The organism is Clostridioides difficile ATCC 9689 = DSM 1296, from assembly GCF_001077535.1.
GTDB classification, from domain to species: Bacteria; Bacillota; Clostridia; order Peptostreptococcales; family Peptostreptococcaceae; genus Clostridioides; species Clostridioides difficile.
Genome location: NZ_CP011968.1, coordinates 3,803,771 through 3,817,514 on the forward strand (window position 1 = coordinate 3,803,771; position 13,744 = coordinate 3,817,514).

At 31.0% G+C, this 13,744-nt stretch carries 7 protein-coding genes; 2 read left to right on the top strand and 5 right to left on the bottom strand.

The features are described 5' to 3' along the window. Positions 1-7 precede the first annotated feature (7 nt). Positions 8-1,894, top strand: coding sequence for an NADH-quinone oxidoreductase subunit NuoF (locus CDIF1296T_RS17640; RefSeq protein ID WP_003416938.1), 1,887 nt, complete (start codon positions 8-10; stop codon positions 1,892-1,894). Positions 1,895-1,916: 22 nt separating this feature from the next. Continuing rightward, positions 1,917-3,698 carry an NADH-dependent [FeFe] hydrogenase, group A6 gene (locus CDIF1296T_RS17645; protein WP_003429109.1) on the top strand — a complete coding sequence of 594 codons (1,782 nt, stop codon included), beginning with the start codon at positions 1,917-1,919 and terminating at the stop codon, positions 3,696-3,698. A gap of 139 nt (positions 3,699-3,837) precedes the next feature. Here the strand turns inward: CDIF1296T_RS17645 and CDIF1296T_RS17650 are convergent, their stop codons facing one another. The 5 genes from CDIF1296T_RS17650 to uvrB form a co-directional block, all read right to left on the bottom strand. Further along, positions 3,838-5,634, bottom strand: a complete 1,797-nt coding sequence (locus CDIF1296T_RS17650) for a MutS-related protein (RefSeq protein ID WP_009898644.1) — start codon at positions 5,632-5,634, stop codon at positions 3,838-3,840. A 211-nt stretch (positions 5,635-5,845) separates the two neighbouring features. Further along, positions 5,846-6,775, bottom strand: coding sequence for an HPr(Ser) kinase/phosphatase (gene hprK, locus CDIF1296T_RS17655; RefSeq protein WP_003416935.1), 930 nt, complete (start codon positions 6,773-6,775; stop codon positions 5,846-5,848). Further along, entirely contained in the window at positions 6,775-8,592 is a 1,818-nt protein-coding gene (gene uvrC / locus CDIF1296T_RS17660) for an excinuclease ABC subunit UvrC (RefSeq protein ID WP_003436264.1), read from the bottom strand. The genes hprK and uvrC overlap by 1 nt, the downstream gene beginning before the upstream one ends. A gap of 258 nt (positions 8,593-8,850) precedes the next feature. Further along, positions 8,851-11,676, bottom strand: a complete 2,826-nt coding sequence (gene uvrA, locus CDIF1296T_RS17665; RefSeq protein ID WP_003436266.1) for an excinuclease ABC subunit UvrA — start codon at positions 11,674-11,676, stop codon at positions 8,851-8,853. Between the two features lie 18 nt (positions 11,677-11,694). After that, complete coding sequence (gene uvrB, locus CDIF1296T_RS17670; RefSeq protein ID WP_009891935.1) at positions 11,695-13,665, bottom strand: excinuclease ABC subunit UvrB; 1,971 nt, start codon at positions 13,663-13,665, stop codon at positions 11,695-11,697. Positions 13,666-13,744: the final 79 nt, after the last annotated feature.

The window sequence follows — 13,744 nt, forward strand, 5'->3', positions numbered from 1 at the left end:
ATAAATAATGCGTAAAGTAAATTCATTTGATGAATTAAAAGTTTTAGCTGATGAGCTGAAACCTAATCTTAGCTTAAGAAAAAATTATTCTAAGGAAAATGTATTAAGAAGAGAATTACTTGTTTGTTGTGATACTGGATGTACATCTTCAAACAGTCTAGAAATAGTTAGTGAATTAGAAAATGAAATAAAGAAATCAGGAATCCAAGATAAAGTTAGTGTTCGTTTGACAGGTTGTTTTGGTTTCTGTGCTCAAGGTCCTATTGTAAAAGTTTATCCTGATAACGTTTTCTACGTAAAAGTTGAGCCATCTGATGCTGAAAAGATAGTTCAAAGCCACTTAATTAGAAATACAGTTGTCGAGGAATTATTATATGAGGAAGAATCTTTAAGTAAAAAAGTTGAAGAACAAGAAGAAATGTCTTTCTACAAAAAACAGTTACGTATAGCTTTAAAAAATTGTGGTCTTATAGACCCAGATAGTATAGAAGAATATATTGCCAATGATGGTTATTTAGCTCTAGGCAAATGTTTAACTTCTCTTACTCCTCAAGAAGTTATTGCAGAGGTAAAAACTTCTGGCCTTCGTGGTAGAGGTGGTGCAGGTTTCCCTACTGGCTCTAAATGGGAAGCTGCTTCAAAAAATCCAGCTGGTCCAACAGATAAAAAGTTTGTTGTATGTAATGCTGATGAAGGTGACCCAGGTGCATTTATGGATAGATCTGTACTTGAAGGTGACCCTCATAGTGTACTAGAAGCTATGGCAATATGTGGATACGCTATAGGTTCTGATACAGGATACATATACATAAGAGCAGAATATCCAAAATCTATAGAAAGATTAAAAGTAGCCATAGCTCAAGCTGAAAAATACGGTTTACTTGGCGAAAATATCTTAGGCACTGGATTTAACTTTAAATTAGAATTAAAATATGGTGCAGGTGCTTTCGTTTGTGGTGAAGGTACAGCGCTAATGCATTCAATTGAAGGTAGACGTGGTGAACCTAGAATGAAAACTTATAGTTCTTCTAAGAGTGGTCTATGGAAATCTCCTACTTGCTTAAATAACGTTGAGACTTTTGCTAACATACCTGCAATTATACTTAAGGGTGGAGATTGGTTTGCCAACTTAGGTACTGAAGATTCTAGTGGTACTAAAGTCTTTGCTCTTGGTGGAAAAGTAGAAAATGTAGGACTTGTTGAAGTTCCAATGGGTACTACTTTAAGAGATATTGTATTTGAAATTGGTGGGGGAATCCCTGAAGGTAAGAAATTTAAGGCTGTTCAAACAGGTGGACCATCTGGTGGATGTATACCAACTGAACATTTAGACACTCCTATAGACTTTGGTTCATTAAGTTCTATCGGTTCAATGATGGGCTCTGGTGGTATGCTTGTTCTTGATGAATCTGACTGTATGGTAGATATAGCCAAGTTCTTCCTTGAGTTTACTGTTGAAGAATCTTGTGGTAAATGTACACCTTGTCGTATAGGTACTACAAGATTATTAGAAATATTAACTAAAATTACAGAAGGTAATGGTACTCTACAAGATTTAGATGACCTAGAAAACCTTGCTGAAACTATACAAACTGCTTCATTATGTGGTCTTGGTAAAGCTGCTCCAAACCCTGTTTTAAGTACTCTTCAATATTTTAAAGATGAGTATATAGCTCATGTTGTAGATAAGAAATGTCCTGCTGGTAAATGTCAGAACTTACTTTCTTACTTTATAACAGATGACTGTAAGGGTTGTACAAAATGTTCTAGAGTGTGTCCTGCTGGTTGTATAACAGGTTCTGTTAAGGAACAACATACAATAGATACTTCTAAGTGTCTAAAATGTGGTGCTTGTATAGATAATTGTACATTTAACGCTATAATCAAGAAATAACTTATTTGGAGGAGGAATAACAATGAGTTTAGTTAATTTAACTATTAATGGCAAACACGTTTCAGCACCTAGTGGAACTTCTATCTTAGATGCTGCGAAATTAATAAATATAAAAATACACAACCTTTGTCATTTACATATGAATGAAATAGATAAGCTTGACACTTGTGCTTCTTGTCGTGTTTGTATGGTTGAGACAGAGAGAGGATTAGTTCCAGCTTGTGGAACAGTTATAAAGGAAGGTATGAAAGTTCAGACTAATAGTGCTAAAGCATTAAATGCTCGTAGAACTATTGTTGAATTATTGTTATCAGACCATCCACAAGATTGTTTTGTCTGTGAAAAAAATGGAGATTGTGAATTACAGACTATAGCTGCTGATTTAGGAGTAAGAAAAATAAGATATCAAGGTTCTAAATCTTTTGCAGGTAAAGATACTTCTACTAAATCTTTAGTTAAAGACCATTCTAAGTGTATATTATGTAGAAGATGCGAGACTGTATGTAATGACATACAAACAGTAGGAGCATTATCTGGAGTTAATCGTGGATTTAATACTTTAGTTAGTACATTCTTTAACTCTGATATGGTTGAAACAGAGTGTACATTCTGTGGTCAATGTATATCTGTCTGTCCAACTGGAGCATTAACAGAAGTAGATAATGTACCTAAACTTTGGGATGTTTTAAATAAAAAAGAAAAGACTATAGTAGTGCAAGTTGCTCCTGCTGTAAGAGTTGCTATTGGTGAAGAGTTTGGATTAGAACCAGGGTCAATCTCTACAGGAAAAATGGTAGCTGCTTTAAAAGCACTTGGATTTGAACATGTATTTGATACAAACTTTGGTGCAGATTTTACTATAATGGAAGAAGCTACTGAATTTATAGAAAGAATCCAAAAAGGTGAAAATCTTCCTATATTAACAAGTTGTTGTCCTGCATGGGTAAACTTCTTAGAGCACAATTATCCAGACAAGTTAAACTTAGCATCTAGCTGTAAGTCTCCTCAAGGTATGTTTGGTTCTATAGCTAAAAACTACTATGCACCTAAAATATTAGGAATCAATCCTGAAGAACTTTATGTTGTATCTGTAATGCCTTGTGTAGCTAAAAAATATGAAGCTTCAAGAGAAGAATTAAGTGAATCTGGAATACTAGATGTTGACCTTTCTATAACTACTAGAGAGTTAGCTAAGATGATAAAAGAAGCTGCAATCGATTTACCTAATCTTCAAGACCAAGATTTTGATAATCCTCTAGGAAAATCTACAGGTGCTGCATCTATATTTGGAGCAAGTGGTGGAGTTTTAGAAGCTGCCCTACGTACTTCATATGAGAAGATAACTAATAAGACTTTAGATAATGTAAACTTCACTAATGTTAGAGGTCTTAAAGGAATTAGGGAAGCAAGTATAGATGTTGATGGAACTACAGTTAATGTGTGTATTGTAAATACACTTAAAAACGCTAGAAAGATTATGGATAAGGTCAGAAGTGGAGAATGTAAATACCATATCATAGAAGTTATGGCATGTCCTGGTGGATGTGTTGGAGGTGCTGGTCAACCTTATCACCATGGTAATACTGAAATAGTTGATAGACGTGCAAATGCGTTATATGAAATAGATAGAAATAAGGCTATTCGTAAATCTCATGAGAATCCTGATTTACAAGCTATTTATAAAGACTTCTTTGGAGAACCAAATAGTGATGTAGCTCATAAATACCTTCATACTCATTACTTTGATAAGAGTTGTGTCTATGGAGAGTGTCCACAAGAATGTGCTTGTGAAGAAGCTAAGTAGTCATAACAAAGTATAAAATTTATTCTTAAAAAAGGATTGTCTTAAAATACTTTTACGTAATTTAAGACAATCCTTATTAATTTCACAAATTAAATTATATTTCTAAATAGACTTATTCTTTAATTAACCTATCTATTAATTAAAGAATACCTGCCATTCTCATAAGTTGTTTTGCATTTGTAGTTTTACATCTTCCATCTTTTATCTTATAGTCAAAATGAATTTTATCGTCTACATAGTACTCTGAGAAATGATAGTTTACAACTTCAACATCTCCACTACCTGAAAGGTCACATAGCTCAAAGTCATGTGTTGTCACCATACTTATAACCCAGGGTTTTGATAATTTCTTTACTGCCTCACTTGCTCCAATAATTCTATCAGCAGAGTTAGTTCCCTTAAAAATTTCATCTACTAGAACCAACATTGGCAGTTCTTTTAAACTATATTGAATCATTGATTTTATTCTAAGAATCTCAGCATAGAAAGTTGATATTCCTTGACTTACATCATCTTGTATTCTCATAGAAGTAAATATAGCCATACAGGTCGCATCAAAACTCTTAGCGCATACTGGAGCACCTGCATATGCCAGCACTAAGTTTACACCGATACTTCTTAAAAATGTTGTCTTTCCAGACATATTTGAACCTGTGATAATACAAGTCTGAGAATTTAATTGTATCGAATTTGCTATGACACTTTTTTCTGCTATTAATGGGTGGTATACCTCTTCAACTTTCAATCTTGGAGTATCTTCATATTTTATTACTGGAAAACATGTATTTTCCTTTACATGAGAAACAACTGTTAAACTTATTAGAGCTTCAAATTCTCCAATAGATTCAAACCAATCTCTAATTTGATTTCCATATATACCTTTCCATCGCTCCAAAGCTTCTGCACAATGATAGTTCCACATCAAAACACCACAGGCAATTATATATAGTATCTGATTATACCTTAGGTTTACAGCATTTCCTATTGAATTTAATTGTTTAACACCTCTTGAAACTCCACTTCCCTTAGAAAGTTTATCTTGTAATTCTTTCAAATATGCACTTTCAAACGTCTCTTTTTCTAAAACCTCAAACATTTTTTCATATACTTGTATACTTCTACTAAATGAAAATAATGGAGCAAGAGTTTGCATAAGTCTTGGATATCCAAAACCACTAAACCCTAACTGGATTATAAAAAGTAAAAAAACAGGTAAAACAGGTAAAAATCCTAACATACAAAATATAAAAGATAAGATTGTTGCAGTTGGTAAACCCCAAGTAAAAATATGCATCCATTTTGGTATATACACATTCTTATTTTCTCCATACTCTATAAACGATTCTATACTACTATCTGAATTGTTTTTTTGCTCTTTACCAATTATATTACTGAGTGTTTGAATATGAATAGAAAAATCATCTTTTGATAAAAGTTCTTTTATAGCTCTCTGTCTTTCTAAGATTACATTCTCATCTGGATTTTCATTCCACAAATATTTGGCTAAAAAATTTTTCCCATAAGATGTATTAGCTACACAGATATATTGATACAATGATGCTCTTCCAAATAAGTCTAAATCTTTTGCTTGCGAATTTTCATCTTTTAAGTATTCTTTACCATCTATTTTAAATTCCTTCCAACCATCTCCAAATCTCTTAATATACTTATTTAATACTTCGCTCTTACTTTTAAAATATGTTTCTTCTTCTTTTACTTTACTATGAATAACTAAGAGTGCTATAAATATTATTATTGATAAAACTCCAACAAAAATACCTACTATATTTTTATTGTAAAATCCAATAGCAAACCCTGCTATCACTATCAAAAAAGATATTAATCTTGCTGTACTTATGTTATTTGACTTTTTACTTAAGAGCAATTCTTTTTCAGTACTACTTTCTAAAAGTTTACTAAAATATTCTATTCCCATAAAAAATTCCAACTTTCTTGTTATATAATGAAACTCAAATATAAAATTAATCTAGTATTATTATAATCTAACACTGTACTTTAAATTATCCTTATATAATATATCTTATTAATAAACATTATATATACAACTTGATTTTAATTTATAAGGTGTAGGACATAATCCTAATCAATATTTAATTAAATGATGTGTAGTCCACTATTATTCAGTACTACTTAGTATCGATTAATTTTGATAATTTTTTAGTAAATTCTTGAGCTGCATCGTATCCCATTCCTCTTTGTCTAAAATTCATTGCTGCTACTTCTAATATCATAGCAGTATTTCTTCCAGGTTTAACAGGTACAACTAATTTCTCTACATTAACACCAAGTATTTCTTCATATTCTTTATCCAGTCCCAGTCTATCATAATACTTAGTTTCATCCCAAGCTTCTAAATGAACTACTAAATCTATCATTTTAGAATTTTTGATTGCCCCTACTCCATATAAACTTCTAACATCTATTATTCCTATTCCTCTTATCTCAAGAAAATGTCTTATTAGTTCAGGTGACTGACCCACAAGCATACTTTCATCTAATTTTCTTATTTCTACAGCATCATCTGCAACTAATCTATTACCCCTTTGAATCAGTTCTAATGCTGTTTCCGACTTTCCTATACTACTTTCACCTTTTATCAGTACACCTATACCATAAATATCTACTAGCACACCGTGAATTGTTGTATGTGGTGCTAACTTATTATCCAAATAGTTTGACAGTCTATTTATAAGTCTAGTGGTATTTCTATTTGTGCTCAAAAGTATTCTTTTATATTTTTTAGCCTTTTCAATTACATCTGGCTTGATTTCCAAGTCTCTAGAAATTATTAACGCTGGTATTTCATATGAGAAAAATCTATCTAGTACTTCTTCCCGAATATGACTATCCATTAATCCAAAAAAATTATATTCTGTCTTTCCAACTATTTGTATTCTTTCATATGCAAAATAATCAAAATATCCTGCAAACTGTAATCCTGGTCTATTTATATCTTGAGAGTAGACATAATAATCTACATCATCAGGCATGTATACTACTTTTAACTTCAACTCTTTTATTATCTCTCTTATTGATACTTTATTGCTAGTTTCCATTAATTTTCTTCCTTTCTAAAAAAATTATAAACATTATCTGCAATGCTTTTATTCATTCCATCTACTTCTAAAAGTTCTTCCATAGTAGCTTTTTTTATAGCATCTACATCTTTAAAGTGATTTAATAATGATTTCTTTCTTTTTTCACCTATTCCTTGTATATCATCTAAGATAGATTTTGTCAAAGCTTTATTTCTTAGACTTCTATGATATGTTATTGCATAATTATGAACTTCTTCTTGTATACTAGCAATAAATCTATATAAATTAGTTGTTTTATCTAGTTCTATTTCTTTTTCTTTGCATATCAATCCTTTAGTTCTATGCTTATCATCTTTGTACATTCCCCAAAGAGGTATATCTACATCATTGAGTTCTAGTACTTTTTTTACTGCACTAACTTGTCCTTTTCCACCATCCAACAATATCAAGTCAGGTAAATTTCCATGTTTTAATCTTCTATCTACAATTTCAGCCATAGAATCATAATCATTAGGTCCAATAACTGTCTTTATTTTATATCTCCTATATTCCTTCTTATCTTTTTTAGCATTCGTATACACTACCATAGAACCAATCGAATCTACACCTTGTATATTTGATATATCATAAGCCTCTATTCTTATTGGCAACTTTTCTAGATTTAATATTTGCTTTAATTCTTCCAATGCTCCAATACTTTTTTCATATTTTCTTTTATTCATATCAGAAAATTTTTCAAGATATTCTACAGCATTTTTCCTAACCATTTCAACTAAGCTTTTCTTCTCTCCCTTTTGAGGAACTCTTATTGTTACTTTTTGCCCCTTTTTAGATGACAGCCATTCTTCTAATATAGAACTATCTTCTATCTCATCTTCTATAATTAATTCTTTAGGTATATACTCTTGTTCATTATAAAATTGTTTTACAAATGAACTTAATATAGAAGCTCTTGGACTATCCATTACCCCTTCTAATATAAAATGTTCCCTACCTACAATCTTACCATTTCTTATAAAAAATACCTGGACACAAGCTTCATTATGAGCTCTTGCCATTGCAACCACATCTTGGTTTAAGTCACTTACAGTAGCATCTATTTTTTGTTTCTGTATCATCTCTTCAAGGCTCTTTATCTTATCCCTATATACAGCAGCCTCTTCAAATCTAAAGTTCATAGAACTCTCATTCATTTTTTCCTTTAAAAGTTCCATCAATTTTTCTTCTTTACCAGATAAACACATTATAATCTCTTCTATCATTTTTCCATACTCTTCTTTAGAAACATTTCCTGTACAAGGTCCTAAACATTTATTTATGTGTAGATTTAAACAAGGTCTTGTCTTATTCTTTATTGCTTTATCTATATCTATTTTACAGCTTCTTATTGGATACGTACTACTTATAAGCTCCAAGGTATCATTCACAGCAGTTATATTGGTATAGGGCCCAAAATACTTTGCCTTATCTTTAAGAACTCTTCTAACTTTTAAGATTCTTGGATAATCTTCATTTGTAGTTACTTTTATATATGGATAAGTTTTATCATCTCTAAGCACTACATTATACTTTGGTCTGTATCTTTTTATTAAATTACATTCAAGTATTAATGCCTCTAACTCTGAATCCGTTATAATATACTCAAACTTATATATATTCTTAACCATAGATTTTACTTTAGATGTATGGTTTTTTGAAGATTGAAAATACTGCCTTACCCTATTTTTTAGAGATATGGCTTTTCCCACATATATTATATGGTCGTATTTGTCTTTCATTAAATATACTCCGGGCTCAGAAGGTAATTTTTTTAAATGCTCTTGTATATCAAACATCTCGCCCTCCAAAACATTAAATTTTATACTAAAATTATACCCTAAAATATGAATTTTAAAAAGTTATACAATTTCCAGTGCTTTAGACAAGTTAAAGCCCATATTCCCTTCTATAATTGATTTGAAAACAATTTTAACCATGAAGAGTAATATGGACTTTACTTTGTATTACTATTTACAACTTATATTTGACTAATTTACTTATAACAAAACAGTTTATCGTATATCTGCTCTAAAATTTTTCACAATTTATATAACTTAAGAAAAATATTTCTTTAAGAATTGACCTGTATAAGAACCATCAACTTTAGATACTTCTTTTGGTGTTCCAGTTGCAACTATAGTTCCACCCTTATCTCCGCCTTCTGGTCCTAAGTCTATTACATAATCACAAGTCTTTATAACATCTAAATTATGTTCTATGACTATAATTGTATTTCCTGTATCTGCTAGTCTTTGTAATACTTGGATTAGCTTGTCTACATCTGCCATATGAAGTCCAGTAGTAGGTTCATCTAATATATACAAAGTCTTTCCTGTTGGTCTTTTACTAAGTTCAGCAGCTAATTTTATACGTTGTGCTTCTCCTCCTGATAATTGAGTTGAAGGCTGTCCTAATTTAATATATGAAAGTCCTACATCCATTAAAGTTTCTAATTTTCTTTTTATATTTGGTATATTTTCGAAAAACTCAACAGCTTCTTCCACATTCATATCTAATATATCAGATATAGTTTTATCTTTGTATTTTACTTGCAATGTTTCTCTATTGTATCTTTCACCTTTACAAATTTCACAAGGAACATATACATCTGGTAAGAAATGCATTTCTATTTTTATTATTCCATCACCCTTACAAGCTTCACATCTACCACCTTTTACATTAAAACTAAATCTACCTTTTTTATAACCTCTTGCTTTAGCTTCATTAGTAGATGCAAAAATATCTCTTATAAAATCAAATACACCTGTATAAGTAGCAGGATTTGAACGAGGTGTTCTTCCAATAGGACTTTGGTCTATATTTATAACTTTATCTATACTTTCAATTCCTTTTATCTCCTTATGCTTACCAGCTCTTTGCTTAAGTCTATTCACTTTACTTGCAACACCTTTGTAAAGTATATCGTTTATTAATGTACTTTTTCCAGAACCTGAAACACCTGTTATGCATGTAAACTTACCTAATGGGAACTTTACATCAATATTTTTCAGATTATTTTCTGATGCTTTAACTATTTCTATAAAACTTCCATTTCCTTCTCTAGTAGTCTCAGGAAGCAATATTTGTTTTTTACCACTTAAATATTGACCCGTTATTGAGTTCTCATTTTCAATTATTTCATCTAAAGTACCCTGTGCAACTATTTCACCACCATGTATACCTGCACCTGGACCAATGTCTATAACATAATCAGCTTCTCTCATTGTGTCTTCATCATGCTCTACAACGATTAAGGTATTTCCTAAATCTGTTAGATGTCTAAGAGTAGTTATAAGCCTATCATTATCTCTTTGGTGAAGCCCTATACTTGGCTCATCAAGTACATATAAAACTCCAACCAATGCAGAACCTATTTGAGTAGCTAATCTTATACGTTGCGCTTCTCCTCCTGATAAAGTTCCAGCTTTTCTTGATAAATTTAAATAATCAAGACCTACATCTCTTAAGAACATAGCTCTTCCTTTTATCTCTTTTATAATCTCATGAGCTATAAATCTCTGTTTTTCTGTAAGATTTATATTTTCCATAAAGTCAATCAATTCATTTACAGATAAGTTTGTAACTTCCATTATATTTTTTCCATCAACTAAAACAGATAAAACTTCCTTTTTAAGTCTCATCCCTTTACACTTTGGACATGGTCTCTCTGCCATGTATTCTTCAATCTTATCTCTCATGTAATCTGAATTAGTTTCTCTATATCTTCTCTCTAAGTTTACTATTACACCTTCAAAGTATGATTTATAATTTCTAGTTCCTCCAAATTTTGACTCATAAGTAAACTCTACAATTATATTATCTTTACCATAAAGTAATTCCTCCACAAAATCATCTGGTAAATCTTTAAACGGTGTTGTCAAAGATACATTAAAATGCTCTGCTAAACTTTTTATCATTTTACTGTAATAAGTGTCATCATTAACACCTGTTGAACCCCATGCTGCCACTGCACCTTGTTTTATTGATAAATCTTTGTTTGGTACTACTAATTCTGGGTCAACTTCTTTACTTTCCCCAAGACCATTACAAACATCACAAGCACCAAAGGGAGCATTAAATGAAAACATTCTTGGAGATAATTCTTCTATGCCAATTCCATGTTCTGGGCATGCAAATTTAGTTGAAAAAAGAATTTCTTCTCCATCTATTATTTGGGCTATTACAAGACCATCAGATAGCTTAACTGCAGTTTCAATTGAATCTGCTAGTCTTGATTCTATTCCATCTTTAATTACTATTCTGTCCACTACAACTTCTATATTATGTTTTTGATTTTTATTTAAGATTATATCATCACTAACTTCATAGTTTTCACCATTAACTCTAACTCTTACAAATCCTTCTTTTTTGATATTATCAAAGACTTTTTTATGTGTACCTTTTTGTCCTCTAACAATTGGTGAAAGAATTTGTAATTTCGTTCTATCTGGAAAATCTAGCATTTTATCAACTATTTCTTGAATAGTCATCTGACTTATTTTTTCACCACATGTAGGGCAATACACATCTCCTACTCTTGCAAATAATAGTCTCAAATAATCATATATTTCTGTTACTGTTCCAACCGTAGAACGTGGGTTTTTTGAGGTAGTCTTCTGGTCAATTGAGATAGCTGGTGATAAACCCTCTATATATTCTACATTTGGCTTTTCCATCTGACCTAAAAATTGTCTTGCATAAGCAGATAGACTTTCTACATATCTTCTCTGTCCTTCTGCATATATTGTATCAAATGCCAAAGAAGACTTCCCAGACCCTGACAAACCTGTAAAAACAATAAATTTATCTCTTGGTAATTCTAAATCTATATTTTTTAAATTATGTTCTTTTGCTCCTCTTATTATAATTTTATCTTCCATAATGTTGTTTTTACCTTTCTATTTTTCCAATTTTTCTTCTAATTGTTTCACTTTATCTCTAAGTTCTGCTGCTCTTTCAAATTGTAAGTTTTGAGCAGCTTCCATCATCTCTGATTTTAATTTATCTATATTAGCTCTTATTTCGTCTTTATCATCTGTATCAGATATTCCATATACAACTTCTTCCTCTGCAACCTTAGTAGCTTCTATACTATCTCTTATATTTTTTTGTATAGTTTTAGGAATGATATTGTGCTCTTCATTATATAAATTTTGTATATCTCTTCTTCTCTTTGTTTCATCAATAGCATTTTGCATTGAGTCAGTTATCCTGTCTGCATACATAATTACTCTTCCATTTTCATTCCTAGCTGCACGTCCAATAGTCTGTATTAAAGCTGTTTCGGAACGTAAGAAACCTTCTTTGTCTGCATCTAAAATTGCTATAAGTGAAACTTCTGGTATATCCAATCCTTCTCTAAGTAAGTTTATTCCTACAAGGACATCAAACTTCCCTAATCTTAAATCTCTTATTATTTCTGTTCTTTCTAATGTAACTATATCTGAGTGTAAATATTTAACTTTTATCCCTATTTCTTTAAGATAGTTAGTCAAGTCCTCACTCATTTTTTTAGTTAAAGTGGTTATAAGCACTCTTTCATTTTTTTCTATAGTTTTAGTTATTTCTCCTACCAAATCATCTATTTGATTATTTATAGGTCTTACTTCTACAATTGGGTCTAAAAGGCCAGTTGGTCTTATTATCTGTTCTGCTATTGTCTCTGAGTGTTGAATTTCATAAGGTCCTGGTGTAGCACTTACAAACAACATTTGATTTATATTTCCTTCAAATTCTTGAAAATTTAATGGTCTATTGTCAAGTGCAGAAGGTAATCTAAAACCATTCTCTATAAGTGATGTTTTTCTAGACCTGTCTCCTGCATACATACCTCTTACTTGTGGTATAGTGACATGTGCCTCATCTACAATTATCAAATAATCATCTGGGAAGAAATCCATTAAAGTATATGGTCTTTCTCCTTCTGACCTTCCTGTAATATGTCTAGAATAGTTCTCTATCCCCTGACAAAATCCTATTTCCTTTAACATTTCTATATCATACTTAGTTCTTTGTTCAATTCTTTGTGCTTCTAATAGCCTATCATTTTCCTTGAAAAATTTAATTTGTTCTTGAAGCTCGTTTTCTATTTCTACAATTGCCTTTTCAATTCTTTCTGGCGTTGTTACATAGTGAGATGCTGGGAATATAACAACATGATTTCTAGTACCAACAATCTTCCCTGTTACATAATCAATTTCTGTTATTCTATCTACCTCATCACCAAAAAATTCTATTCTTATTGCTTTTTCATCATTACTAGCTGGGAATATTTCTAGTATATCTCCTCTAACTCTAAAGGTACCTCGTGTAAAGTTTATGTCATTTCTTTCGTATTGTATCTCTATTAACCTTTTTATTACATCATCTCTGTCTCTTTGCATACCTGGTCTTATAGATAACATAAGTTCTTTATAGTCTTTTGGGTCACCAAGTCCATATATACAAGATACAGATGATATTATTATAGTATCTCTTCTCTCTAAAATAGATGCTGTAGCAGAATGTCGAAGTTTATCTATTTCATCATTTATGCTTGCATCTTTTTCTATATAAGTGTCACTGTGAGCTACATATGCTTCTGGTTGATAATAATCATAGTAACTTACAAAGTATTCAACTGCATTGTCTGGGAAAAATTCTTTAAACTCACTGTAAAGTTGTGCTGCTAGAGTTTTATTATGAGCCATTATTAGGGTAGGTTTCTTAACTTGTTGAATGATATTTGCCATTGTGAATGTTTTTCCTGAACCCGTTACACCTAATAATGTCGAAAATTTCTCATTTCTATTTATAGAATCCACTATTGATTTAATAGCTTCTGGTTGGTCACCTGTAGGTTTGAAGTCTGATTTTATTTTAAAATCCATAGTATCACTCCTTTTTTCGAACATTAGTTCCTGACATGTATTATTATATCATACCTTTATAAAATTGTTTAAGTTATTT

Coding starts and splice junctions, on each gene's coding strand:
- CDIF1296T_RS17640 (WP_003416938.1), top strand. CDS start 8: ATGCGTAAAGTAAATTCATTTGATGAATTAAAAGTTTTAGCTGATGAG.
- CDIF1296T_RS17645 (WP_003429109.1), top strand. CDS start 1,917: ATGAGTTTAGTTAATTTAACTATTAATGGCAAACACGTTTCAGCACCT.
- CDIF1296T_RS17650 (WP_009898644.1), bottom strand. CDS start 5,634: ATGGGAATAGAATATTTTAGTAAACTTTTAGAAAGTAGTACTGAAAAA.
- hprK (WP_003416935.1), bottom strand. CDS start 6,775: ATGGAAACTAGCAATAAAGTATCAATAAGAGAGATAATAAAAGAGTTG.
- uvrC (WP_003436264.1), bottom strand. CDS start 8,592: ATGTTTGATATACAAGAGCATTTAAAAAAATTACCTTCTGAGCCCGGA.
- uvrA (WP_003436266.1), bottom strand. CDS start 11,676: ATGGAAGATAAAATTATAATAAGAGGAGCAAAAGAACATAATTTAAAA.
- uvrB (WP_009891935.1), bottom strand. CDS start 13,665: ATGGATTTTAAAATAAAATCAGACTTCAAACCTACAGGTGACCAACCA.